At 38.4% G+C, this 26,949-nt stretch carries 22 protein-coding genes; 9 read left to right on the plus strand and 13 right to left on the minus strand.

Going from position 1 to position 26,949, the window contains the following annotated elements; all coding sequences use genetic code 11:
• Nucleotides 1-12 precede the first annotated feature (12 nt).
• Genes NST02_RS18645 through NST02_RS18660 form a run of 4 tightly spaced genes read right to left on the minus strand, consistent with a single transcriptional unit; the run spans nt 13 to nt 4,017 of the window.
• Nucleotides 13-1,302, minus strand: coding sequence for a peptidase (locus tag NST02_RS18645; protein ID WP_137743615.1), 1,290 nt, complete (start codon nt 1,300-1,302; stop codon nt 13-15).
• Nucleotides 1,299-1,955 (minus strand): 3-oxoacid CoA-transferase subunit B, encoded by a 657-nt coding sequence (locus tag NST02_RS18650; protein WP_095309817.1) that lies wholly within the window; start codon nt 1,953-1,955, stop codon nt 1,299-1,301. Before NST02_RS18650 ends, NST02_RS18645 begins: the two co-directional genes overlap by 4 nt.
• The gene (locus NST02_RS18655; protein ID WP_095309815.1) at nt 1,940-2,626 is read right to left on the minus strand and encodes a CoA transferase subunit A; all 687 of its coding nucleotides are present in this window, start codon (nt 2,624-2,626) and stop codon (nt 1,940-1,942) included. The genes NST02_RS18650 and NST02_RS18655 overlap by 16 nt, the downstream gene beginning before the upstream one ends.
• A 20-nt stretch (nt 2,627-2,646) precedes the next feature.
• Nucleotides 2,647-4,017: an aspartate aminotransferase family protein gene (locus NST02_RS18660; protein WP_095309813.1), complete on the minus strand. Its 1,371-nt coding sequence runs from the start codon at nt 4,015-4,017 to the stop codon at nt 2,647-2,649.
• Between the two features lie 170 nt (nt 4,018-4,187).
• Between NST02_RS18660 and NST02_RS18665 the strand changes: the two genes are divergently transcribed.
• Complete coding sequence (locus tag NST02_RS18665) at nt 4,188-5,831, plus strand: PucR family transcriptional regulator (RefSeq protein WP_340949558.1); 1,644 nt, start codon at nt 4,188-4,190, stop codon at nt 5,829-5,831.
• A gap of 117 nt (nt 5,832-5,948) precedes the next feature.
• On the opposite strand, the gene NST02_RS18670 is transcribed toward NST02_RS18665, so the two are convergent.
• The 4 genes from NST02_RS18670 to NST02_RS18685 form a co-directional block, all read right to left on the minus strand.
• The gene (locus NST02_RS18670) at nt 5,949-6,740 is read right to left on the minus strand and encodes an enoyl-CoA hydratase (RefSeq protein WP_095314787.1); all 792 of its coding nucleotides are present in this window, start codon (nt 6,738-6,740) and stop codon (nt 5,949-5,951) included.
• Nucleotides 6,741-7,142: 402 nt separating this feature from the next.
• A complete protein-coding gene (locus NST02_RS18675) occupies nt 7,143-8,753 on the minus strand; it encodes a long-chain fatty acid--CoA ligase (protein WP_340950027.1) in 1,611 nt (536 codons plus the stop codon).
• 424 nt (nt 8,754-9,177) lie between these two features.
• The gene (locus NST02_RS18680) at nt 9,178-10,710 is read right to left on the minus strand and encodes a coproporphyrinogen III oxidase (protein ID WP_445678168.1); all 1,533 of its coding nucleotides are present in this window, start codon (nt 10,708-10,710) and stop codon (nt 9,178-9,180) included.
• A 114-nt stretch (nt 10,711-10,824) separates the two neighbouring features.
• Nucleotides 10,825-11,691 carry a Cof-type HAD-IIB family hydrolase gene (locus tag NST02_RS18685; RefSeq protein ID WP_340949561.1) on the minus strand — a complete coding sequence of 289 codons (867 nt, stop codon included), beginning with the start codon at nt 11,689-11,691 and terminating at the stop codon, nt 10,825-10,827.
• Between the two features lie 260 nt (nt 11,692-11,951).
• On the opposite strand from NST02_RS18685, the gene NST02_RS18690 reads away from it, so the two are divergent.
• Entirely contained in the window at nt 11,952-12,152 is a 201-nt protein-coding gene (locus tag NST02_RS18690; protein ID WP_095314791.1) for an alpha/beta-type small acid-soluble spore protein, read from the plus strand.
• 344 nt (nt 12,153-12,496) lie between these two features.
• Here the strand turns inward: NST02_RS18690 and NST02_RS18695 are convergent, their stop codons facing one another.
• Complete coding sequence (locus tag NST02_RS18695; RefSeq protein WP_137743620.1) at nt 12,497-12,847, minus strand: YlbF family regulator; 351 nt, start codon at nt 12,845-12,847, stop codon at nt 12,497-12,499.
• A 128-nt stretch (nt 12,848-12,975) separates the two neighbouring features.
• Nucleotides 12,976-14,121, minus strand: coding sequence for a DUF445 domain-containing protein (locus NST02_RS18700; RefSeq protein ID WP_095314793.1), 1,146 nt, complete (start codon nt 14,119-14,121; stop codon nt 12,976-12,978).
• Between the two features lie 171 nt (nt 14,122-14,292).
• Here NST02_RS18700 and NST02_RS18705 point away from each other — a divergent pair, with 171 nt between their 5' ends.
• The 5 genes from NST02_RS18705 (at nt 14,293) to NST02_RS18725 (ending at nt 19,711) form a co-directional block, all read left to right on the plus strand.
• Complete coding sequence (locus NST02_RS18705; RefSeq protein WP_170211282.1) at nt 14,293-15,678, plus strand: YheC/YheD family endospore coat-associated protein; 1,386 nt, start codon at nt 14,293-14,295, stop codon at nt 15,676-15,678.
• 83 nt (nt 15,679-15,761) lie between these two features.
• Nucleotides 15,762-16,895, plus strand: a complete 1,134-nt coding sequence (locus NST02_RS18710) for a YheC/YheD family endospore coat-associated protein (RefSeq protein ID WP_235879443.1) — start codon at nt 15,762-15,764, stop codon at nt 16,893-16,895.
• The gene (locus NST02_RS18715; protein ID WP_137743622.1) at nt 16,873-18,234 is read left to right on the plus strand and encodes a YheC/YheD family endospore coat-associated protein; all 1,362 of its coding nucleotides are present in this window, start codon (nt 16,873-16,875) and stop codon (nt 18,232-18,234) included. Before NST02_RS18710 ends, NST02_RS18715 begins: the two co-directional genes overlap by 23 nt.
• Nucleotides 18,231-19,424, plus strand: a complete 1,194-nt coding sequence (locus tag NST02_RS18720; protein WP_095314797.1) for a YheC/YheD family endospore coat-associated protein — start codon at nt 18,231-18,233, stop codon at nt 19,422-19,424. The genes NST02_RS18715 and NST02_RS18720 overlap by 4 nt, the downstream gene beginning before the upstream one ends.
• Nucleotides 19,425-19,501: 77 nt before the next feature.
• Complete coding sequence (locus NST02_RS18725; protein WP_137743623.1) at nt 19,502-19,711, plus strand: DUF5342 family protein; 210 nt, start codon at nt 19,502-19,504, stop codon at nt 19,709-19,711.
• Between the two features lie 361 nt (nt 19,712-20,072).
• Here NST02_RS18725 and NST02_RS18730 read toward each other — a convergent pair whose 3' ends face one another.
• Nucleotides 20,073-20,315: a hypothetical protein gene (locus tag NST02_RS18730; protein WP_095314800.1), complete on the minus strand. Its 243-nt coding sequence runs from the start codon at nt 20,313-20,315 to the stop codon at nt 20,073-20,075.
• Nucleotides 20,316-20,611: 296 nt separating this feature from the next.
• Here NST02_RS18730 and NST02_RS18735 point away from each other — a divergent pair, with 296 nt between their 5' ends.
• Nucleotides 20,612-20,812 (plus strand): alpha/beta-type small acid-soluble spore protein, encoded by a 201-nt coding sequence (locus NST02_RS18735; protein ID WP_095314801.1) that lies wholly within the window; start codon nt 20,612-20,614, stop codon nt 20,810-20,812.
• A gap of 202 nt (nt 20,813-21,014) precedes the next feature.
• Nucleotides 21,015-22,583: an IS1182 family transposase gene (locus tag NST02_RS18740; protein ID WP_137744929.1), complete on the plus strand. Its 1,569-nt coding sequence runs from the start codon at nt 21,015-21,017 to the stop codon at nt 22,581-22,583.
• A 346-nt stretch (nt 22,584-22,929) separates the two neighbouring features.
• Here the strand turns inward: NST02_RS18740 and NST02_RS18745 are convergent, their stop codons facing one another.
• Nucleotides 22,930-24,948, minus strand: a complete 2,019-nt coding sequence (locus tag NST02_RS18745) for an ABC transporter ATP-binding protein (protein WP_095314802.1) — start codon at nt 24,946-24,948, stop codon at nt 22,930-22,932.
• The gene (locus NST02_RS18750; protein WP_095314803.1) at nt 24,945-26,705 is read right to left on the minus strand and encodes an ABC transporter ATP-binding protein; all 1,761 of its coding nucleotides are present in this window, start codon (nt 26,703-26,705) and stop codon (nt 24,945-24,947) included. The genes NST02_RS18745 and NST02_RS18750 overlap by 4 nt, the downstream gene beginning before the upstream one ends.
• Between the last annotated feature and the right edge of the window lie 244 nt (nt 26,706-26,949).

Consider the following 26,949-nt stretch of genomic DNA (forward strand, 5'->3'; position numbering starts at 1 on the left):
CAGCCTCCTTATTTAGTTTTCACTTAAGCTAGCATTTGCTATTTCACACCATTCGAGCAAGGTTAAAGCAATGATCTCCGCTGCGATAAATATTTTCTCTATTTCGATATACTCATCAGAGTGGTGAGCCAGTTCTGTCACACCAGGACCGAAAACAATCGTCGGTGTGTCACCAATGGCAGTTAACAGTCCACCATCAGTTCCCCAAGGAGAGGCTTCAATAACTGGCTCTTCGTCTAACACATCTTGAAATTTTTTGACTAGAATGTTCATCAGCTTGTGTTCCTGCTCAATTGCACCTGGTAGCCATCTAGCTCCAAACCATTCTAATTGAGGGGGATATTCTTCAAACCAGGGATCGATCTCTTTTAGTCGCTCGATCCATTTAGCCATTTCCTCTTTTGCTTCATCCATCGTTTCTTCGGGAGATACGCCGATCCGCCCCTCAATTTGAACGAAATCAGCCACCGATGATGGCCAATCGCCACCAGAAATTTTACCAATATTTATAGGAAAAGGAATTGGAATCTGATTGTAAAGTGGATCCTGCACCCGCTCATTACGAATTTTTTCTAATTGTAAAATATGGTTCATAACAGACATGCTCTTTTCGATGGCACTCACACCTTCATAGCGGGTTCCACCATGAGCGGACTGTCCCTTCACATAAATGCGGAACCACATCGAGCCTTGCTGTTTCGGAAATATCTTTAAATTTGTCGGCTCAGGAATAAGTGCTGCATCCGCTCGATATCCCCTTAAAATTGCAGCAAGCGTCCCTGCCCCACCACTTTCTTCCTCAATCACACTTTCAAATAGGACATCTCCTTTTAATCGAATACCCAATGCTTGAATTGCTTGCATAGCTAAGAGAAGAGACACATTGCCCCCCTTCATATCTGTCGTACCGCGCCCATATATTTTTCCATCAACTAATTTTCCACTGTATGGTTGATAGTTCCATTTTTGTAAATCCCCTTCTGGAACTACATCCACATGCCCGTTCAAAATAATAGAGCGGCCACCCCCAGTTCCTTTTAGCACGCCAACCACATTTGGACTTCCTGAAAATTCCTTTCTTGGCGATGCAAAAAAAGGATGCTCCGCTAATCGTCTGCCATCAGGCTCCCACACATCTACCTCAAGTCCCATCCGTTGAAGCTCTTCTCTCACTAATTGTTGTACACCTTTTTCATTCCCCTGTGTACTTTTTGCTTGCACGAATTGTTGCAATAGCTTAATGCCTCTTTCTTGATTGTCTGTCAACCATTGCTTAAGCTGCTCTTTAATTGCAGTACTCACTTTTTGCCCCCCTCTCTAACCAATAATCTGGCACCGGTCATCTCCCTTACATCCTTCTCAGTAAAAGGCTCCATTACTTCCTTTAACAGTAATCCCTTCTCACTTACTTCAATTACTGCCATATCAGTAATAATTAAATCTACACATCCTCTTGCAGTTAAAGGTAAAGTACATTCCTGTAAAATTTTAGGTTCCCCATGCTTATTGACATGACTCATTAACACGATGACTTTTTTCGCCTTCTCAGCTAACTCCATCCCTCCGCCGATTCCTGGAATCCTTTTTCCCGGAATGACCCAATTGGCTAAATCTCCTTTTTCACTAACTTCCAGTCCTCCTAGTATCGTCATATCCAGATAACCTCCACGGATCATGGCAAAAGCCGTAGCACTGTCAAAGTAAGACGCACCGGGAATAACAGTAACCGGAAATCCCCCTGCATTGCATAGCATTGCATCCTCCTCCCCTTTTGACGGAGAAGGACCCATGCCAAGGACACCGTTTTCTGCATGAAATAACACTTCCGTCTCGGGAGCAAGAAAATTTGGGACAAGAGAAGGAATTCCGATTCCTAAATTCACGACCATCCCAGCTTTTATTTCCTTTGCTGCCCGACTAGCCATTCGATTGCGCACCTCTATTCCCATGCCCATTTCCAATTAACCCCCTCGCTTTCGACAATCATATCGACATAAATTCCTGGCGTAATAATCGATTCTGGGTCAAGCATACCGGGCGCAACAATCTCCTCAGCTTCAACAATCGTTACCCTGCCTGCTGTTGCAACTAATGGATTTGTATTTCTTGCACTCTTGTCATAGATGAGATTCCCAAAATAATCAGCTTTTTTAGCATGAACAATCGCCACATCCGCTTGTAAAGCTGACTCAATCAAGTATGTTTTCCCTCCCATTTCCACCTTTTGCTTTCCAGCATCAATCATGCTCCCCATTCCAATATCAGACAGAACACCTCCTAGTCCAGCTCCGCCGGCTCGAATTCTCTCAGCTAAAATTCCTTGTGGACAAAACTCAACCTCCATCTTACCCTCAACCATTAATTTCCCTGCTATTGGATTTGAACCAATATGCGTAGTTATTAGTTTGCTTACTCTTTCCGCACTCACAATTTTCCCGATACCAATCTCCGGAAAACCCGCATCATTTCCAATCAAGGTCAAGTCCTTGGTCCCTTTTTGAAGAATCCCCTTAATTAAGGTGGGAGGATTGCCAACACCGCCAAAGCCGCCAAACATTAATACGCAACCGTCATTAATGAAAGATAATGCATTTTCTAATGTGGTCACCTTAGACTGCATCTCCATTTTCGATTCCCCCCGTTCTCTCAACTGATCGAATCATAACTGTCATCGACCATGACTCCATTTTGAATATCGAGAAGTGTCTCTTTAAAAATTTTTATCAATTGATCAATCTCTTGTTTATTTATAGTCAAGGGCGGAGAAATAATGACTGCGTCTCCATCGCCTCCTTCTATTCCTGCAGAAGCTGGATAGATTAATAGTCCCTTATCCCTCGCCAATGCGACAACTGAATTAGTTAGATCAAGATCTTTACGAAACGGGAACTTGCTAAAGTAATTCGCCACAAATTCCACTCCAACAAGGAGTCCTTTCCCCCTTACATCCCCGATAATAGGAATTTGCTGGGCCATTTTTTGCAGTTCATTTAAGAGGTATTGTCCATTCTCCTCTGCCTTTGCTACTAGTTGATGTTGTTCAATATACTCTAGCACTGCTAACGATACGGCAGCGGATTGAGGGTTTGCACTGTATGTGTGCCCACTCATAATCATCTTTGACCCTTGGCGAATCGGAGCAAGCACTTTTTCACTTACAAGGGTAGCCGCGATTGGTGTATAACCTGCGCTCATCCCTTTTCCAAGTGTAATGATATCTGGCCTTACTCCCCAATGTTCCATCGCCAGCATTTTTCCAGTACGTCCAATTCCAGTCATCACTTCATCAGCAATAAATAAAATGCTGTGCTTTTCGCAAATTTCTTTAATGTACTTATAATATCCCTCAGGTGGTACTATCACTGCTCCGGCTGCACCGATAATTGGTTCAGCTATAAACGCGGCAATATGCTCTGCACCAATTCGTTGAATTGCGCTCTCAAGCTCTGATCCGCATTGCAATTGACAGCTTGGGTAAGTCGCATGGAACGGACAGCGATAGCAATACGGCGCTGAAATCGTTGGCAAATCATCCAATAATGAAACAAACCTTCTACGTCGTTCCGAATGTCCTGATAAAGATAATGAACCAATCGTAATTCCATGGTAACTAGTCCATCTTGAAATCACTTTATTTTTTGTTGGTTTTCCCTGCTCCTGCCAATATTGAATCGCAATTTTCATTGCCGTTTCAGTTGCTTCAGATCCGCTATTTACAAAGAAGGAGCTGTAGTCTCCAGCTTTAATAAACTCCATTCTACTTAATTTTTCCGCCAACCTTTCCGCTTCTTCAGTTGTGAATTGTGAGCGGTACACAAATGAGATTTTTTGAGCTTGCTTGATCATCGCTTCGATAATTTCAGGAACAGCATGACCTATACTTGCTGTTACTGCTCCAGAAGAACCATCAATATATTGCTTATTCGTGTCATCATAAATATAAATCCCCTTCCCATACTTGGCAGTAGGATAATGACCATCTAATAAGGGTTTTATTAAAAATGTTTGTTCGCTCATTGTACTCGCCTCCTTATTAAGGGATTTAAAATTATTGTTTTTTTCTGATAATTACATCTTATTTCAAGAAATACACAATTGATATTCGTCAAACCAATGAAAATTAGTGGCTTTTTATTATACAATATGTATAAGAATGTCCATGAAATGATAGATTGGTGGGATTTAAAATGAGTATAAGTGTTCAGGAAGCCATTTCCCTTCCAGTAATGAAAGAAGCGAAAATACGCGGCGGAGCAGGGGGAATTGATAACCAGATAAAATGGGTCACCATTGTCGAAATCATTGAGGATATTAACCGTTTCCAAGAGGGGGAATTTCTCATTACAACAGGCTATGGTTTAAATGAAGACAGTGCAAATTTTAAAAAATTGCTAACGATGAAACAGCTATCAGGAGTCGCCATCTACAGCGGCTTTTATTTACAAGACATTCCTCAAGCTTTTATTGAAATCGCTAATCAATACCAATTGCCGCTAATCGAGCTTCCAACCCATATTAATTTTTCTTCTATTACGAAAAGTATTCTGCAGCAAATTTTAAATAAGCAAATGGAGGTTACGTCCTTTTCGCTAGAAACTCATAAACAATTAACAAGCCTTGTCTTAAAAGATGAACAAGAAAATAAGATTTCAACTACTTTAGCCGAATTAATTAATTCTTCCATTTTTGTCTTAAACGAATCCGATGAATTTGCTTATTACGCCTACAAGCATCATTCTTTACTTTATAGCAATAATGCGATCTTCATCAATAATCGCTCCATTCCATTCATTCCCTTAGTGCAGAAATGCCGCAGTCGAAAACAGCCATCAGAACTAGAATGGGATATTTTCAAAGTGTATGTTCATCCGATTATTGCCAATGAGCACTATCATGGCACATTAATTGTTATTACCGAAATCGAAAAATGGCAAGACGTTTATATTACAACAATTGAACATGCAGCTACTGTATATGCCATTGAATTTTTAAAAGAAGAGGCAGTGAAACAAACACAAATTCGATTACAGGGAGAATTTCTGGAGGAAATCATTAACGGCAGCTTTCAATCGACGTCACTGATTATCGATAGAGGAAAAAAGCTTGGATACGATCTTTCTCTCCATCATGCAGTCCTGCAAATTAAACTGGAGAAATATGAAGAAAACGAATTCTTTAAGCACCAAGTTGAACTGCTGTATAATCATGTCCTTACCTACTTGGATAGGTCAAATAGGCAATTTATGCTGAGAACGAGGTTAGATGGCCTGATTATTCTTACAGAAGTCAAAGTTACCAAGAAAGAAGAGAATGCTATTGAAGACAGCATTAGACTCGCTAAAAATCTATTAAATCATTGGCAGCAGCGGAACCGGGGGATCCCCATTATCATTGGAGTAGGAAGCGCATATAAAAATGTTAATCAATTAAGTGATAGTGCCAATGAAGCAAAATATGCAGTTGATTTATCCAATCTTTTATTAGTAAAAAAAGAAATTATTCATTACAACGACTTAGCAACCTTCCATTTATTATTACAGATGAAGGAATTAGGAATAAGCTTGGCGGAATTTTACGAGGAACAAATAGGCAGTTTACTAGAAGGGAGTAAACATGGGATTGATTACGTCCATACTCTTGAGCTTTATTTCAAACATAATCTCAATATACAAGCAACTGCAGCAGAGCTTTTCATCCATCGACATACATTAAAATATCGCCTCAGGCAAATTGAAAGTCGCAGTGGGTCCGATCTAAATTCCGCTGATGCGAGGTTGACCCTCCAATTGGCAATAGCCGCCTACAAATTGGAACAATATTTTAACAGTTAACCAAAATATGATTAAAGATTGTTTTTTCTCGGCTTTACACCCCGAAAAAACAAGGGACGTCTTTTAAAAAAATCTGGAATGAAATGAACGTATAAGCGTCATTTCATTCCAGACTAATTATTTTCCAGTGAACTTCGGTCTTCTTTTTTCAAGAAAGGCAGCGATCCCTTCTTGATGGTCTTTCGTTTGGCGCATCGCATATTGCCCATTTTTCTCTAATTCCAAGATTTTCAGGAGCTGTGGACGATTTTTTTCAGCAAGGATTTTTTTGGTTTTAATCATAGCCTTTATCGGTTTATTTAACCAATCCTCTATTTTGGCCTCAAGCGCCTCTTTATAATTCGCTGCGACTTCATGAACGAGATTCAATTTATACGCCTCTTCAGCAGATAATGACTTACCTTCCCAAATTAACTGTTTCGCCTTATTTTCCCCCATTCTTTTCTCTAAGAAAAAATGCGCTCCTCCATCAGGGATAAGGCCGATCCCAATAAAATTCATCGCAAGCTTACTGTTCTCATCAGCAATTATGTAATCCGTAGCCAGCGCAAGACTAAGCCCCAGTCCTGCAGCAGCCCCCGAAATTGCACTAATTGTCAGCATCGGCAGACTATGAATTGTAACCACCAATTCATTAATGCTATCCATGACGGAAGAGAAATCGTTTTCATTCACTTTCTGATTGAGCATTGTTTTAATGTCTCCCCCAGAGGAAAATGACCGTTCATTTCCAGTGAAAACTACAATATCAATTACATCAGAGTTGCTGATTTCCTTTAAATTACTAGCTAGTTCCTTAATCATTTCAATGTTTATCGAATTCAAGCTTTCAGGACGATTAAATTGAATTGTGGCTACTCGCCCAGCCACATTGACATTCACCGTATTCGTAAGAAACTCAGTTGTCATAACCATTCCCCCTCCTTTACTTCCTTCACCTCCATTATAAAGGCAATAGCTGGAAAGGATAAGTATTTTTTATAATATTTTAAAATTACTTTTTATTTCGATTAGAACAAAAATACTTCGGATTAGTTAAAAGCAGTCAGAAGCGGACAAAAACCCTTTAATGTGACTCGAATCGCGATATTTAATAGGTTATAAACAGCTTGCGCTAATATTTCTTAAATTAATTGTTTAGGCGAGACATACTGCTGATTCTTCATCAAGGTTTAAATCTGACTCGATGAGCTAAGAGAAAACTTGTTTTCCCATATTTCACCGAGTCAGAACTGAAGGCTTAGCGAAAAATATATCTGAACTCCCTCATAATATTTCAGAAAGAAAATTTGCTTTCACGAGTTGCCCGTTTTAATTCTTTTGCAATTCCTCTTGAACTTTATCGCGTAAAGCACGCTTAAGAAACTTGCCAACTGATGTTTTAGGAATTTCCTGCAAAAATAAAACATCATCAGGTAACCACCATTTTGCAAACTGCGGTTTGAGAAAATCTATTAATTCTTCTTTTGTTATTTCTGCTTTCTCTTTTAACACAACACATGCTACCGGTCTTTCCTGCCATTGTTCATGTGGAACTGCAACAACTGCTGCCTCGAATACAGCTTCATGAGCCATCAGAGCGTTTTCTAGATCGACAGAGGAAATCCACTCTCCGCCACTTTTGATTAAGTCCTTTGTTCGATCAATTATTTTAATAAAACCTTCTTCATCTACGGTGACCACATCTCCCGTAAATAACCAACCATCTGAGAATGCTTCACCCGTTCTTTCATCATGATAATATTCCGATGCAATCCACGGGCCGCGGAGGGCAAGTTCTCCCATTTCCTTTCCATCCCATGCAATTTCTCCAGAGTGTCCTACTACTTTCATCTCCAGTCCAGGCACGAGTATCCCCTGTTTCGCACGAATATTTAATCTCTCTTCATAAGGCAGTTCTTCCTGGTAACTCTTTAACGTTGAAATAACGGCAAGTGGACTTGTTTCCGTCATTCCATATCCATGCATAAAAGGAATATTATATTTCTGTTCAAACGCTCTAATCACCGATTTAGGGGCAGCTGAACCACCGCAAAGAACGGCTCTTAAGCTGCTAACATCATATTTCTTCTCTTCCAATTCTTTCAGTAAACCTAACCAAACGGTCGGAACTCCGGCTGCATAAGTTACCTTTTCCTGTTCAATCAGCTCAGCCAATATTTTAGGTGTAAAATAAGGACCAGGCATGACTAAAGTTGTCCCAAACCAAACACCTGCAAACGGTAGCCCCCATGCATTGGCATGAAACATCGGAACAATGGCCATCGCCACATCACGTTCACTAATGGCTGCACTATCAGCCATCCCTAGTGCCATGCTGTGTAAAACTGTACTTCTATGTGTATAAACAACTCCTTTCGGATTTCCTGTCGTTGCCGATGTATAACACATCCCAGCAGGGTCATTTTCTTCAATATCTTCTGGATATTCAAAATCATTGCGGCCATTTTCGATTAATTCTTCATAATGGTAGACAGGTGAAAGGCTTGTTTCAGGTAACTCTTCTTCATCTGTCATGATAACAAAGGCTTTTACCGTTGGAATTTCATGTTGGCATTTCTCAATTAGTGGGACGATATCTGCATCAATGAGTAGGACTTTATCTTCTGCATGATTAATAATGTAGGAAATATGATGAGGTGCTAATCGTATGTTAATTGTGTGGAGTACTGCTCCGCAACATGGTATCGCGAAATAGGTTTCTAAATGACGATGAGTGTTCCAGGCAAGTGTCCCAACTTTATCCCCCTTTTGCATGCCAAGTTTTTGGAGACTATCGGCTAACCTTCTCGTTCGTTCCGCCATTTCTTTGTAAGTTAACCTTGTAATTCCCTTTGCAGTCCGTGAGATGACTTGTTTTTTTGGAAAAAACGTTTCTGCCCGCTTAATCATTTGCGTGATTGTTAAAGGTGTTTGCATCATCAATTTTATCTTCCTCCTTTCGAAAATAAAACGCTTACATTTTTTCTGCTTATAAATAATTATGAAGCCTTTTCTAAAAGATTCTCTCTTTAAGAAAAAAATCCTTTTTTATGTTTAAAGATTTTATCATTTTTAATCCAACCGCTTTTTCAATAAAAACAAAGATGGCAAAGCTAATCTTGATTTCAGCTCACTTGCTTGACCCCTGTCCAAATTAGCAGAACAGCGGATTCCTCAGGAGCTTGCTCTTTTAGAAAGTTTGGCGCCCACCCCATCACAGGCATCCACTCCCACAACAGAGACTATGCTTAATAAATGGCTTCTTTTTAAGATGTAGTAAGAACAACAGTTAAGCTACTTTAAATACATTAAAACTGCTAACAAAACTCATTTTCCTTCCGAGCTTATCAGCAGTTTTTTGAATTTATTTAGTTAACACATTTTTGTTAAAAATCTCATTTAGGATAGCGATCTTCTTATTTGTGTATTCTTCAAAACTGTCGTTGTAGGTTTTTGGGTCTTTTGGGTTGGCAAAATGATTGATCTTCCCATCTTGGTCAATAAACTTACTAGCCGCTCCACAGCCGAGGCCGATGATGGTTTGCTGTTCCTCCATAATCATGATGTTATAAATACTTTCCTGATTTGGAAGGGAGTAGCCGACATTTTCCAGATTCCCTAAAATGTTCTTCTGTCTGTATAAATAGTATGGAGCATAGCCATGTTCCTTCGTCCACTTCTCTCCTAAATCCATCATTTCAACTATCTCTTCTCTGCTTGCCACTTTGTAACGAGATTTATTTCTCGTCATTTCCGAAGCACGTTTGAAGGACAACGTATGAATGGTTAAGGACTCCGGCATGAGCTTTTCCGTTTCATCAAGGGAATGTTGAAATTCCGCAACCCCCTCACCAGGCAAACCAATGATTAAATCCATATTAATATTGTTCATTCCCATTTGCCGCGCGAGGTCAAATTTATTGATCGTTTCCTCCACTGTGTGGTGACGACCGATCGCTTTTAATGTCTCTTGTGTGTACGATTGAGGATTGACACTGATTCGATCAATCTTCCATTTTTTTAATACTGATAGCTTTTCTGGGGTAATCGTATCTGGTCTTCCTGCCTCTACAGTGATTTCACGAATATTTTCCACATCTGGAAAGGATGTGTACATTTCCTCATAGAGCATATCCATTTCTTCTGCAGTAATACTCGTCGGAGTGCCTCCGCCATAATAAACAGTAGTAATTTTCACATTATTTTCCTTAAGCCATTCGCCGAGCTTTCTCATTTCAAAATGGAGACCACCAAGAAAGGAGTTGACTGAACCTTGTCGTCCGTTTATCGCATAAGCCGGAAAAGTGCAGTAGGCACATTTCGTTGGGCAGAAAGGAATACCGATATAAATACTTACTTCTTTCCCCAATTCATAAAGGTCTGGTACAACGGCTAATTGACGATCGACAATGGCCTGCATCAATTCAATTTTTTCGTCGGTGATTAAGTAATCAGACTTTAGCTTTTGATGAGCTGCTTCTTTTGTCAATCCTTGTTGAAGCGATTTATGCAATAGCTTTGTCGGTCTTATACCTGTTAGGATTCCCCACTTTTGTACCATTTTTGTGCAGTCCTGTAAGACGGATAAATACACATGGGCCACGGCATTTTTGATAACTTTAAATTGTTCTTTTTCCGTAAGACCATCAGAAAGATCTTTTTCATAAAAAGCTTTATAGCTTTGCTCATTTTGTTGCAATACAGCTTGAACTTCTACTTTTGCTCCAATCTGTAGCTCAAAATCAATTTTTATATTGGCTTTGCCCATTTCTTCTTCGAGAGAAATCGAGGTTTCTTCAAAAAACAGGTTCGCTATTAATTGGAGCGGCCTTGCAAATCGTTCATCCTTTAAGCCATTTATGTGAATATACAAAAGTATCTCTCCTTGCTCTTTCATTAAAGACAAAATTACTTCTAGTGTACAGAATAGAGCAATCGAGGTCAATTGGAAGACAGCTCTCTATTCCTAAAAAAATGGATTGCACGAATGGCAATCCACTTTACTATCCTATTAACGAATAATATTCATTTTTCTTAAAAACTCAATCGGCTGTTGTTTGCGAAAATGCTCCTTCACCATATAGCCTACCCCCTGCTGATTATTCGAGCGGGTAATCCAATCTGCCGCCTTTTTTACTTCTATTGGTGCATTCCCCATCGCAACACCAAGCCCAACTGCTTCAATCATTTCTAAATCATCAATGGCATCGCCAATTGCAACGATCTCATTTCGTTTAATGCCCAACTGCTGACCTAAAAAGAGGAGGCCAGTGAGCTTGGAAACGCCACGTGGTACAATTTCCATTCTATAATCTGTTAACTTTAACAGATCAACCTCAGAAAACATTCCTTCAATCGCTTTCTTTGCATCTTCAAGGTCATTTTTTTGTTCGAAATATACTTCTACTTTTGGTGGCGAGATCGGTTCATCCATTATGGTATCGCTGATAGAATCCACAAACTGATGGGGATAATGAAGCGGGTCCCCAGAATTCACGACCGTCTTTGCCAGAAGATTGTTATTTATTTTCAGTTTATTGGCAAGGGAATATTTTTCATGGACAAGTCTGATTTGGCACTGGAAGCCTTCCAAAAGTCTAACAATTTCAAAGGTAATGTCCTCAGAAATCCTTCTTTCCAAAACAGGCCTCTCGAGTTCCTTCGCCACATATCCTCCGCGATGGGTGATGAGAATAGAATCTATTTTTAATGCTTTAGCAACTTTTTTTGCTGATTGAAAGCTTCTTGAAGTCACCAATGTAACGTAAATACCCTTTTCTCTGACGTATTCAACAGCCTCTTTAGTAGACTTATGTAACCTTCCATTTGACTGTAAAAGTGTGCCATCGATATTTAAAGCTAATAGCCTATAAATCACTTATAATGCCCCCTTGTTCTTAGATGTCGTTGCCAGCACTAAATACGAAAATTTCTCTTACTACACTTTTATGAAAAATGATTAGAAAATAGAACAAGCAAGGGGGATATATTTCCCTAACTCTTGGCAACTTTTCGCAAAAATATATATGAAGTGCAACCAAGAAAAAATTACCATATTTCATCTATGAATAATTAAAAGAAATTGATACATAACTAGAAATGTAGCACAAAAAATAAAACACCAAGGAGATGATTAACATGGCAAGAAACAACAATTCAAACCAGCTTCTAGTATCAGGAGTACAACAAGCAATTGAACAAATGAAATTTGAAATTGCATCAGAATTTGGTGTAAATCTTGGTCCAGAAACATCTTCACGAGCAAATGGTTCAGTTGGTGGAGAAATCACGAAGCGTCTAGTACAAATGGCAGAACAGCAACTAGGTGGCAAATTTTAAGAAATGGCTTAAGGGGCATGAAACAAATCGCTCATGCCCCAAATCAATTTATTTTCTCCATTCAAAAATGACTGCCCATCTTTTCTCCATACCCAAGCAGCACTGTTTTCTTATTCTTATGGCTTTATAATATATCGGTTTTAGTTTTTGACTCATTTTCTCCATTTTTTCAACATCTTGAAAGAGGTGTGAAACTAAGATTTCACACGAAATGAGCCAAAATTCTTTTGAGCAACAATATCGTTTAATAAAGCCACTTCTTTATGATCGGTTTTGTTTCTTGGCATTCTTTCAAGTGGTGGACATAAAAAATCCCCGCTAATTTTAGTAGCAGGGATTGATTCTTATTGACCAGCTCCGTATAATTCTTCCAGAGGCTTCATAATAATTTGATTTAATTCATTGATAATAACACTCATGCGTTGTTCCGCTTCCATGAGCTTTCCAATCATTTCATGCTGCTGTACAAGAGCAACTGTCTTTTGGGCCTGCACAACTTCATCTTGAGTAATTTCTTCACCCATCATTTGCTTTTGTTGCAACGTTAATTGAATGTTACGGAAATTCTCAAACATATTTCGCGCCGATTCATCCGCATTAACGTTGTCATACATTTTCTTTAAATCACTAAATTCATCACTATTACGTATTGCTCTTTCTAAATCGTATGCTACATCATGTAAATTAACTGTCATTTTAAACGTACACTCCTTTTTTTGGAACCCAGTCCTAATTCTCCCATAGATTTTCCACTATGAAAGTTAATCCATACCACTATAACAAACTATGATGGAAATTGCACATATGTGTTGTTATTCTTGGGTTATCCAGTGATGAGGACAAAGATTCCTTGAAGAAGTCCGATTGCGCCACCAAGCAATGCCCCTAAATATGTGATCATTTTTAATTCGCGACTAGTGATCAGTAAGACCATTTCTTCTATCCTTTCAACAGAAAAGGATTCCACTTGCTCACGGACGATATCTGCTAAATGCAATCGTTCCATCATCTCTTCGATCTTATTAGAAAGCCAGCCACCCAGCATTAACACTATTTGAGGAGCCATTTTTTCAATTGCTTTCTCCTTATAAGGTTCAGCTAAAACAGAAATAGGGGTTGCAAAGATTCGATCGACACGGATAATCTTTTTAACCGTTCTCGTGATTGTATCTACCAGTTGCTCTCTTCCAAACTGCTCTTCGATTTTTTCAGCCTGCCATTCTAATACTTTTTCCCATTCTTTTCTGAGTAAAGTCGTAATTAATTCTTCCGTTCCCTCATTATTTAAAAATTTCAGTAGTTCTTTTTGAAGAATACCAGTTAGGTTCACATTTCCCAAAAACATTTGCATCATATTTCCAAGCATTCCACTGCGTTCTTTCACAAAATCATTGACCATTCTCTCAATGCGAAGCTCCCCTTCGACACTGGAAAAATATTCGGCTCCCTTTTGTAAAATATAGCGACTAATTTGTGGAATTTTCGAGTCCATTTTTTCTAAAAGCTCATCTGACAATATGGATTTAATAGGAATCTCTCGATATTTTTCTATAAGTTGATCATACTTGCTCTCTAAAAAATGCTCGAAATTTTTCTCAATCCACTCTTGTCTATTTTCATATCCAAGCTTTGTAAACAATTGCTCAAGACTTTCTTCATTGCTTAGAAGTTGTTCCAGTTCTTTTTGAGCCAATTTTGTCATTTCCTGCTGAAAGCTTTCATTCATGAATTTTTTTTGAATCGTCTCTGGAGTAAGAAGATGCTCTACGACCATTACCCCGAGCTGAGTAGCTAACTCATCCCGCCGCTTCGGGATGAGCCCTGGCGTGAATGGCACTCTCCAACTGCCAATATAAATGGGTTTATACGGGCGGAATAACATTTTTATTGCTAAAGAGTTTGTAACCCCTCCAATAATTGCACCAATGACAACCATAAACAAAATGATAAAAACAGTATTCATATTCATCTACCTTCCATCCTCATTTAACAGAGCTCCTCTTTGCCTAAAGTAGGCACAAATAAACGTTTTTTTCATACGATACTCATAATCAGCTTTCGCCTATATGAAGTACATGAACATATATCCAACATTGCTATTATATATGGTGCTACAAACACGAGCAAATGAGGAATGCTTATGTCATTAACTTCTTATCTACCTATTACGATTGTACCGACAAAAACGTTTCAAAATCAGAACAAGACAATTTTTTTAAGCAGTTCTTTACTCAGTCATTGGGGAATGGAGCCTGGTGATAAGATAACGCTTTGCATCGGCACAAAATCATTACACGTCTCTGTTGATGCCAAAGCGTTAGAAAAGGAGCAAATTCTTATGAATGAATGGCTCTACTCTCAATTTCCATTACCGCTTAAAAGCCTTTCATTTCTTAGTCAATACGATAAAAAACAAAAGCATTTGTTCATTGGCCCAATATTCGCACTTGTTACGGAAGTACATGAAGGCGAAGAGTCCGGACCGAGCTTTCGTTCCATTCATTCTTTTGCGGAGGAGCTACATTATACGGCTCATACAGCAGGAGGTTTAGTGTATATTTTTCATATTAAAGATTTCTCGCTTGAAGGGGTTAATGGCTTTTATTACGAAGACGATCATTGGAGAAAAAGCGAACTTGTTTTGCCGAATGTAATTTATAATCGCATTCATTCACGGAAATTAGAAGCGAGTTCCTTTTTCCGAGACAAAACTGCGCAAATGAACGTTAAAAAAATACCCATTTTTAACGAACGATTTCTGTCCAAATGGGAGGTCCACAACTTATTATATCAAGAACCCCATTTACATCCTTTCTTACCTGAGACAGCTTTGTATGATAAAGACAAACTTGCAGAGCTTCTTAATAAATACAAAACCATTTTTATAAAACCATTGGAAGGCAGTCAAGGACGCAATATTATTAAAGTTTTGCTTGAAGACGGCGCTATCATTGTTAAAACTACTTCTACGAGAGAAGATGGGCAAATAAAACTATTTGCCACTTTGGAAGAATTTCTAGAATGGTTTCAAAAGCGGGGCAAGCAAATTCCTTTTGTAATGCAACAAGGCATCCCTTTGGCAACTTATCATAATCGCCCGCTTGATTTCCGAGTTCTCTGCCATAAAGATTACAGCAATTCCTGGAGAGTCACTTCGATTGTAGCAAGAGTTTCCGCCAAAACCGAATTTGTCTCTAACCTGGCCCGCGGGGGAGAAATGATGAAAGCGAGCAAACCTTTAACACAGCTTTTTGACCTGCAAACTGCCCGCTCTCATATTTCATTCATGAAAGAGCTATCCCTTGAGATTTCGAAAATTATTAGCCAATCCGTACAAGGGATAGTCGGTGAGCTCGGAATTGATATCGGGATTGATTCGAACGGGGGAATTTGGATCATCGAAGTCAATTCGAAGCCTTCAAAAAATATGGAAGAACAGCAAACAGAAATTCGGCCATCGACAAAAGCAATCTATGAGTATGGAACGGCACTTGCCTTTCAACATTTAAAAGAACTTGTTAAATGAAGATGTTTTTCTATGGTTCAGTAAACATTCCTAGCATTTTGAAAGGGAATGAGCAGCCTTCCAATCTCATGTGAAGCTTACAGATGAGCCAGCAAATATTAACAAGCATTGACTGGGGGATAAACATGCTTACTCTTGGAATCATGACGTTAAATTTGGAAAATGAACAAGGTTATTTTACAGAGATGGCAAAACGTGCCGAAAAATATAACATTACTTGCTTTCGATTTATTCCATCCGATATCAATCCCCAATCTGAAATGATTCGAGGGGAAGAATTTGACTGTAACCAAGAAATATGGAAACACAAGCTATTTCCACTGCCAAGCATTTTATACGATCGTTGTTTTTACGGAGAGGATTTTCATTCGAAGCAATGCAAAGCAATCGTTGATTGGCTAAAAACAAAAAAATCCGTTCAGTTTCTCGGTTACGGTTTACCAAATAAACATAAGCTCTACGAGGCGTTAAGTCGCACATCCCTTGCCCCCTATTTGCCAAAAACCGTAAAAATAACTTCATCTGAAATGGTTCAGCAACTGTGTCAAAAAATGAAGCGAGTTATTTTAAAACCAATCAATGGCTCACAAGGGAATGGGATATATCTCATCGAGAAAACAGATAAATTTTGGAAAGTAAAAACGGATAAGACAGAATATCAGGCAACCCGTTCCTTTGCCAACGAGATGCAACTTATCAATTGGCTCGACAGACTTCTTCATAAAAAAGAATTCCTTCTACAGCCATATTTGCCCTTAATCAATGAGTTCAATCAACCTTTTGATATTCGCTCTCTATTACAAAAAACTGAACTTGAAGAGTGGTCAATTGTCGGAAAAGGAATTCGCACTGGCAAAATAAATGGAATCATTTCCAATTTAAGTGCCGGTGCGTCGGTAAGCGATTTCGACTCATGGATTAAAACGATTCCTTTTCAAAAAAGAGCCTTTATTAACGATGAAATCAATGATATTCTTGAAAATCTCCCTTTAATTCTTGAACAATTTTTCCCTCCACTTTTTGAACTTGGAGTCGATATTGGCATGGCGGAAGACTATTCTCTTTGGATTCTCGATATAAATTCCAAGCCAGGACGTAAAGTAGTATTGCATAGCTTACCTGAATTAAGTGATTATCTTTACGAAAGTCCCTTACTTTACGCAAACACTTTACTGAAAAGGAGCCAGCTGACACATGAGAAAACATTATCAGATTGAAATAGCGGAGAATGCGAAAAACTTACTTTATATTCCTGCAGAAGTTCAAGGAAATGTAAAAAGGATCGCATATGGCACTTTAGCAGTTGAGTTGCATGGGATAACCCATCCTAAAGGAAAGAATATCCTTCTCATTAGTGAAGATATCGCAGCTAAATTAAGACTGCCTAACCTCAAAACACCACTCCATCTATTTTTGCACGAGCAGACCCTATATTTAGGTCCACTCGTCGGAATCTTTACATCAGGATTTACTCCATTTCCATTAAGACCAATTGGAGAAAGATCATTATTTTTCTCAAAGCTATTGTCCGTTGAAAAGCTTGTTGGGGCCCATGCTTTTATCTTCGGTGAAGAGCATATCGATTGGGAAAATGGCACCATCGACGGTTTATTTTACCTTGAGCGCGGATGGCAAAAAATTACCGTTCCTTTTCCAAATGTGATATATGACCGGCTGCCAAACCGACGCAGTGAAAAAAAGGTAAATAACTTAAACGTAAAGGAACGGTTGCAGAAGGAATATTTAATCCCTTGGTATAACCCCGGATTCTTTAACAAAATGGATGTCTACGAACGACTTCAACAGGATCCTGCGAGTGCAGTTTATTTACCCGAAACCCATCCCTTTACCTCTTTTTCAATGATTGAAAAAATGCTTACCAATTATGGTCATGTTTTTATCAAACCGATTAATGGAAGCCTTGGTTTTGGCATTCACCAAATTATATTTGACCGTGAATCTCAAGCTTATTTCTGTCGCTATCGGGAAAGGGATGGAGAAAACAAACTGAGGAAATACCAAACTCTTGAAGCTCTATTTAAACATGTATTTAAAAGTCGCAGTTTACCCCATATGCTTGTGCAGCAAGGAATCCATTCATTGCGTGTCAACAAGCAAACGGTCGATTTCAGAATTCACACTAACAAGGATAATGAAGGAAATTGGCAAATAACGGCTATTGCTGCTAAAGTCGCCAGTCCTGGCAGTGTGACAACCCATATTAATAACGGTGGAATGATAAAAACGATGCAGGAAGTTTTTAATTCCCCTGAACAGGAAGAAGAAGCAGTAAAAAAATTAAAAAAGGCATGTCTCACGCTTAGTCATGCTTTGGAAACCTACATGGAAGGGATTATCGGCGAGATTGGTTTTGATATGGGAATTGATCGGGACGGAAATGTCTGGCTGTTCGAAGCAAATTCTAAACCAGGGCGCTCAATCTTTAAACATCCCCATTTAAAAGCGTTTGACTTGTTAACACGCCGACTCTCCTTAGACTTCTCAATCTTTTTGACAGAGCAAACCATTATCAATCCTGAGGAAGTTTTCAAATGATTGTTTATTATGATGCAAGAACTGAGTCATGGTTCCACACATTTCAACATCAAAAGTTCACATTGGGAGTTGAAGAGATTCCATTACTTTTTAGGCCCACGCCCTCTCCCAGCTCCATTCCTTTCTCAGTTCAGACCCATCAGCTCAATCTCGGTCCCCTTGTAGGTATTCTGGCAGGCCGGAAAGGAAAAGAATCCGTCGTAGGAAATGGATCTCTTTTTAAAAAGCTGCAAAAAAGCATCGAAGAACATAGTGGAATAGCGCTTATTTTTACATTAGAGGATATTAAAAAAAACGGAATAAGAGGTCACATTTATATTCCAGAAAAGGAGGGCTGGCTCAAAATTTATAGTCCCTTCCCTCATATTGTTTATAATCGCCTTCCTTTTCGAGCACTTGAGCAGTCGGATCAATATCAATCTGCAATCAGGCTCTTTCAAGAAAAAAAAGTCTGTTTTTTTAATCCTTCTTTTATTGATAAATATCAACTGTATACCATTCTAAAAAGAGAGCCACTATTAACTAGCTTTTTACCGGAAACAATTCTTATTGACGAAAAAAGTCAATTAATGGATTTTCTAAAGAAGCATACACAAATCTATGTCAAGCCTGCAAACTCTGCAAAAGGGAAAGGGATTTTTAAATTAGGCAAAGACAATGAAGACTCGATCACGGTGACAGGGTATTCTCATCAGCAAACCTACCCACACTACGACACTTTTTGGTCAAAATATAAAGAAATTTTTTTTAGTCAACCACATATTGCTCAAGCAGAGGTTACACCACTTTTATATAAGGGGAATCGTTTTGATTTTCGTATCCTTGCCCATTTTAATGGGCAATCCTATCAAGTTACTGGCGTTGGTGTACGTCAATCAGGGCAACAAAATTTAACAACCCATGTGCTGAACGGAGGGAAAATTATTGAGTTTGATGAAGTAAAAAGAGCGGAGGATGAGTTTTTTATAGAGGAAATTGTCAACCGCTGCGGACAAATCCTTTCTGACGAGTTGGGTTTTTTTGGTGAATTTTCAATTGATGTCGGATTGACCGAGAAAGGTGAATACGTTATTTATGAGGTCAATTCCAAACCCATGAGCTTCGATGAAGAACATATTGAGAAAAACAGAATCGACTCGTTGATTGTCTTATTCCAGCAATTTTTTAAAAAACAGCTGTTTACGCTTTAGAAAATAGCTGTTTTTTAGTCGAGCAATGCTCTCCATGATAAAATATAAATAAGACACTGCTAAAAACGGAGGATTTTATGATTACACATTTTCAGCACAAACCTTTATATGACAATCAAAACATGGCCGGATGGAGATTTTCCTTTTATTTCAATAAAGAAAAACACACTGGGATCTATCAGGCTAATGGAATAATCGAATGGACATCTTCAATAAAAATAGCAGACAAAGAGGCGCTCATAAAGCAAGTCCATGAACTTATGGCCTTCCATGTATATGATCAATAATGGAAGAATTCATATACTCACATTAACCGTTTTTTTTTATAAGGTCGAATAGGTTGCTTATCGGCTTCCCCTCGATTATGCATCTTATTTGACCTCTTCCCCTTCCATGTCTACCACATTTGGTGCATAGCTGCTTATTTGAACCCCTCTCACCTTTTACTTCACTATCCCCGTCAAATTGAGCATTTAGTTCGGAATCATTTCCGACTTGGCTTTCGGTCAATTACACCTCTCACGACTCTCCCATAAAATAGACCGACTCGCTCATCCACTTTTGTTACCGACCATTAGTCGCCTAAACTGACGTGCAATACACACCATTGCATGCATTTCATAAAAACTTGTCAGGGCCTGCTTTCGTTTACTCCTGTATAAACACAACTTTATCAATACCACATTGTGGACATTGCAAAAGGTGGGGGCATTGCTCACTTTTATAATCGTTGGAATAGCCATCCTCTAGCTTCAGTAAATCAATCGGCATGTAGGGACTATAGTCGTCATAAAAATCCATTACTTTCCCAGCATCGACAAGTGCCGTACCACAAATATTACATTTTTGTTCTACACTTTGAAAACCATTGCATAATGGACATATTCCCATTTTTTATCCCTCAACTTTCTTTAACCGCATAAAACCCTCTTTATTTTATGTTGTTTTCGTTCTTGTATAAGTGATTGAGCTGTTTTCAAAGAGGAAAAAATTCCCGCAATATTTGATGGAATAAAACGATTTAAAAATTCCATACTAAAAGTAAACACCGCAGCAGCGGTAAACATACTGGGTTAAACCAAGTATAGGTGGCAGGTAAACTCGCAAAATGGCTAGTGACTTGCTTGCTGGTGCAATTCCAGCTAACCCAACCATTAGACAAAAATTCTGAAGGAGAGTGTACATCAATGGCAAACAACAGTTCTTCAAACCAACTTTTAGTACCTGGAGTATCTCAAGCATTAGACCAAATGAAGTATGAAATTGCTAACGAGTTTGGTGTTAATTTAGGAGCTGACACTACATCTCGCGCAAACGGTTCTGTTGGTGGAGAAATCACTAAGCGCTTAGTTCAAATGGCTGAGCAACAATTAGGCGGTAGCTTCTAATCATTAGTATCGGCATAAATATAACAATTTAATAAATATGGCTAAGAGGGTGGGACAAAACCCATCTCTAAAATGAAAAAGCCAGTGAAATTTTACGACACGTAAAATTTCACTGGCTTTGATTCATTTTTGTATAAAAATAAGGACCTCTTCTGATAAAATTAAGTCACCACAACCAAATCATACAGAAAGAAGGATCCTTATGTTTAAAAATTATAACATGAATCAATTAATTTTGCCTTTAGATTTAGAAGTAAAGTTACAAAAAAATGATATTGCCTTCCATATACATCACTTAGTGGAAAGTATTCCACCTGAAGCCCTTGAACCATTTTTTCGAAATGAGGGGTGCCCTGCTTATCATCCACGCATGATGTTAAAAATTATCTTATGTGCTTATTCGCAGTCTGTCTTTTCTGGTCGTAAAATCGAAGCCCTTTTAAAAGATAGTATCCGTATGATGTGGCTAGCTCAAGGATATGAACCAAGCTACCGAACAATTAACCGATTCCGTGTTCAACCTCAAGTGAAAGATCTCATTCGCCAAAGTTTCGTCCAATTCCGTTGTCAACTTGTACAAGAAGAACTAATCGATCAAGAAGCGATTTTCATTGATGGGACCAAAATCGAAGCGAATGCGAATAAATTTACATTCGTGTGGAAAAAGTCGATTGAAAAATATCACAAAAGCTTAATTGAAAAATCAAATCAACTGTACAATGAGTTACTTGAAAAAGAGATCTTACCTGAAATTGAACGAGAAAGTGATGAGCAATTATCACTTGAAGAACTCGATCAAATGATTGAAAAAGTAGATGAAGTCATTACGGAATATGACCAAAAAATAGAAGCATCATCGAGCGTAGAAGAAAGAAAAGCATTAAGAAGTGAACGAAAATATCCAAAGCAAGTGCGTAAGCAGTTAACTGATTATCTTGTACGGAAACAGAACTATCAACGGGACTTTGAAATCTTGGGTACACGTAATAGTTATTCGAAAACAGACCTTGATGCAACATTCATGCGAATGAAAGATGATTATATGAAGAATGGTCAATTGAAAGCAGGTTATAATGTACAAATCGCAACGGAAGGTCAATACACACTTGCGTATAGTATATTTTCAAATCCGACAGATACACGTACGTTAATTCCATTTCTAGATGAAATCGAGAAAGGTTATTTCGAATTACCGAAGCATATTGTGGCAGATGCAGGTTATGGCAGCGAACAAAACTTTAATGATATCCTTTCAAACAGAAACCGAGAAGCACTAATAACGTATAACATGTATGTGAAGGAACAAAAGAAAAAACATAAACAAAACAAGTTTAATCCAGACAACTGGCAGTATGATGAAGAAAGCGATACATACACATGCCCAAATCACAAACGCCTTTTATTTAAATATCGCTCTGAACGTACGGATAAAACAGGCTTTAAACGGGAATTTAAAGTCTATGAATGTGAAGAATGTTCGGGCTGTCCATTCCGTTCATCATGTACCAAGGCAAAAGAAGGCAACCATCGAAAACTAATGGTGAACGAAAAATGGGAACAGCAAAAAGAATATGTGAGAGCGAAGCTTTCAGAAGAGAAAACAGGTGCCATCTATCGAAAACGCAAAATCGATGTGGAACCAGTTTTTGGATTCTTGAAGGCTAATTTGCGTTTCACTCGATTTTCTGTACGAGGAAAATCGAAGGTAGAAAACGAAATGGGTCTCGCGTTAATGGCCGTGAATTTAAGAAAATTCACGGCCATTAACTAAGGTAATAGAAAAATGAACACACAAAAATAGAGAAAGGTGAATTTGAGTACCCTCAAATTCACCTTTCTCATTATTTGAAGCTAGTTATGTCCCAGCTCCTTTCAACTTAAAACATTTTTATTTTTCAGCACTTGTTATTGCGTTTCCGATATAGTAAACAAGTACTATTAAGCTTGCAATCGCTAATGTAACACTTAATTCCTCCATTTTCTCTCCCCCTCTATTATGTGCTTCTTTGTTTATAAAGTAACATAGCAAAGAGGAAGGTCTTCTTGATATTTCGCACTATTTTGTGTCTATATTTTGTATTTTTGTTGAACATTTTTAAAATTCGCTGTGATTTTTATTACCCAACTTTAGCTGATTGCCCTTGCTGCAGTTGATACATTTGGTGATATTTCCCTTTTAATGCCATTAATTCATCATGGGTTCCTCGCTCAACAATTTGTCCCTTGTCTAAAACAATAATTTGATCGGCGTTTCGAATCGTCGATAAACGATGAGCAATGATAAAAGTTGTTCTACCTTCCTTCAATACATCCATTGCTTCCTGAATAATGACCTCCGTTTCAGTATCAATGCTGGAAGTTGCTTCATCCAAAATTAAGATAGCTGGATCAAAAGCAAGCGCCCGAGCAAAAGAAATTAACTGCCTTTGCCCGCTTGAAAGGGTGCTGCCTTTTTCAAGAACAGGCTCATCAAAGCCTTGTTCTAAATTGCGAAATACTTTATCGGCCCCTACATTCTTTAATGCTTTCTCGACTTTTTCTCTAGAAATCGCCGGATCATCTAAACTTACATTCGATGCGATTGTTCCCGAGAATAAATACGGGTCTTGCAGAACAATCCCCATATGCTTGCGAAGTGTTTGATGAGGAATATCTTGAATATTAATCCCATCAATAGAAATTGAACCTTTCTGACAATCATAAAAACGAAACAGCAGGTTGATGATGGAGCTTTTTCCAGATCCTGTGTGTCCGACAAGAGCAACCGTTTCCCCTTGCCTTGCCTCAAAATCAATATCCTTTAACACATACTCGTTTTCCTTGTAGCCGAAAAAAACATGCTGGAAGGACACATTCCCTTTATATCTTGGGATCATTTGATCACTCACATCAATTCCCTTTTCATCTAAAAGTTTAAAAACCCTCTCACCTGCCACAAGAGCCTGTTCTAAATTAGCAAGCTGATTAACAATTCCTTGGACTGGCTGGAAAAGCCGGGTTACGTAATCAACAAACGCGTAAAGCATCCCAAGGGAAATGACGGACGAAGCACTGAGTGATTCGCCTCCAAAATACCAAATAAATGCGACAAACACGATATTACGCAGTACACCTGCCAAATTGTGAGACGTTAACGAGTTTAAATTAAGAAGCTTATTTTGAAATCTGAAGTGTTCATGATTCAATTTTTCAAAATCGGACTGAATTTCCTTTTCGCGATTAAACGCTTGAATCACATTCATCCCTTGAATGGATTCATTGACCATTCCATTAATATCACTATTTCGCGAACGTATTACTCGATTGTATTGTGAAGCATACTTGCGATAAAGAATAATCCAAGCGTATAAAATCGGGATGAGAAGCAAGCAAATAAGCGCTAATTTTACATTTAAAATGAAGAGAGCCACATAAATACCAGTTATATAAATCATGCTTGTAAAAAAGGTTGAAAGCACCGTAACATACAACTCTCTGATTGCTTCTGTATCATTGGTTATCCGCGCCACTACTTTTCCTGCTGGAAGATTGTCAAAATAATGAATTCTCAGCCTTTGAATTTGTGCAAATACATCCTCCCTCATCTTTTGAATAATACGATTAGCTGTTTTCTGCAATACATATCGCTGACCGTATTGAAAGAAAGCTGCTATGATAAGCAATCCAAAAAAGAAAGCTAATAATTTCAACATCCTTGGCACTTCAGGCATGTAGAATTGCAGCAGTTCAGCTCCACTGAGCACCAGTGCGTCATATGTTGCCGTTTTCTCACCACTAGTGATAGTAAGCATCCCATCGTGAAAAGAACGTTCCCCATCGAATTCAATGTCTCCCTCAATAAAGACAAAATTTCGATTAACCTGAAGGATGCGAGCACTTTCAAGCTTCGTTTCATTTCCCTCCAAATAATCTTCTCTTTTATAGAAATGTCCCTTATACTCGACTGTGTCTTTCCCACTATCCGTTTGAATCCAACTTGATTCGATTCCAAGTACATGATTATCGATTAAATGTTTAGCAATAAAGGGACCCGACAAATCTGCTACAACTGCTACTGTTAGCATTAATAAAGCAGCAACAATCATTTTTTTATACAAGAGGGCATAGTCGAATAATCGTCTACCTGTTGTTTTCATGATGAAACCACCTCCCCTTCTATTGCCGATTGCACAAGCTGTCTGTCATGTTGTTCTTTATACCAACCATTTAACGCTAGTAATTGTTCGTGTGTCCCTTCTTCAATGATTTTTCCGTTATCAAGAACAATAATTCTATCTGCATGCTGAACCGCCGACATTCGATGTGTACTTATAATGGTCGTTTTTCCAGTGCGATCCTGGCGAATATTTTCGATAATTTTTTGCTCTGTTTTTGCATCAACCGCAGACAATGAATCATCAAGAATCAAAATTTCTGGATCTTTAATTAGTGCTCGAGCAATAGAAATCCTTTGCTTTTGTCCACCAGATAAAGCGACTCCCTTTTCACCTACTAAAGTATTTAGCCCTTCTGGCAGAATTTCTAAGTCCTTCTTAAAATCGGCCAATTCTATCGCTCTCTTCAGCTCTTCCTCTGTGGCCTCCATTTTTCCAAAAAGAATATTTTCTTTTACTGACTTAGAAAACAGGAAATTATCTTGCGGAACATAACCGATCCATTCCCTTGTATTTTCTAATCTTTGCTTTTCCAAAGAAATTCCTGTTACAGATAACTCACCTGTACCACTTGGATATTCTCGCAAAAGCTGCTTTATAAATGTCGTTTTTCCGCTTCCGGTTTTCCCGACGATACCCAGAGTCTCTCCCTGATTCAGATTCACTTGAATATGAGACAGATTTGCAAATTTTGAGGACGGATATTGAAATGTTACATTTTTAAAATCAATCGTTTTTGGCTCTTCTACTTCTGCAGGATTCTTTGGATTCTTTACATCCTGCTCATAAGCTAATGTTTCCTCCACTCGATCCAACGAGGCATTCCCTCTTTGCATCACATTAATCAACTCACCAATGGCAAACATTGGCCAGATAAGCATTCCTAAATAAACATTAAAAGAAACAAGCTCACCTAACGTAATCGTTTGATGAAAAACGAGATAAGCGCCATATCCAAGCCCAATAATATAACTCAAACCGACTAAAATATGAATTGTCGGATCAATTAAAGAATCAATCTTGGCAACTTTAATATTTTTTTGATAAACATCTTCTGTTAATGAGTGGAACCTTTTTTCATCTGCTCTTTCCTGCACATATGCCCTAATCACTCTCACACCTGCTACAGATTCCAAAACGCGATCATTAAGTTCACCAAAAGCATCCTGGGCTTCCGTAAATCTTTTATGAATTCGATCACCGTATATTTTCATCAACCAAGCCATAATTGGTAGGGGGAGTATCGCTGCCAAAGTTAATTTCCAGCTCACCAAAATTGCCATCGTACATAAAATCGTAAGCATAAAAATACTGGAATCAATTAAGGTTAAAATACCAAACCCTGCTGTTATCGAGATAGCCTTTAGATCGTTAGTTGCTCTCGCCATTAAATCGCCAGTTCGATTCTTTTCAAAAAAAGTCGGCGTCATCTTTAATAAATGGTTCATAAATCGAGAACGCAGCTTTCTCTCAACAAGGTAAGCACCGCCAAAGAGCTGATACATCCAAATGTAAGTTACACCATAGGATACTGCTGTGATTAAAACAAAGATGGCGATGTATTGAAAAATCTTTTCTCCGGTCATACTTCCAACATGCATATCATCAATTGCCATCCCCACAAGTCGCGGCGGCATAACATCCAAAATTCCGACGAAAATAAGCAATGTGATTGCGACTGTATATCTCTTCCAATTTTCTTTAAAAAACCAGCTTAATTTCTTGAGTATAGAGAACAAAAAAGCACTCTCCTTTCATCTGTCTGTTTTTTACTAACCACCTTCAAGCTCCACCGTTGATACCATTCTGATAATTTGTAACATGTTCATTCCTCCTTATTTTTGGGCCATGTTATATGTTGGAGTTGATTTTTAGTTCCTTTCCTCTCTGATTAGATGAAAATAACCTAAAATCATTTTATCCCCAACATTATTTAACAAAGCCATTTTTTAAATTTATAGAAAACGAGTTTCCTCGTTCACT

It is taken from the genome of Robertmurraya sp. FSL W8-0741 (assembly GCF_038004005.1).
Classification (GTDB): Bacteria; Bacillota; Bacilli; order Bacillales; family Cytobacillaceae; genus Robertmurraya; species Robertmurraya siralis.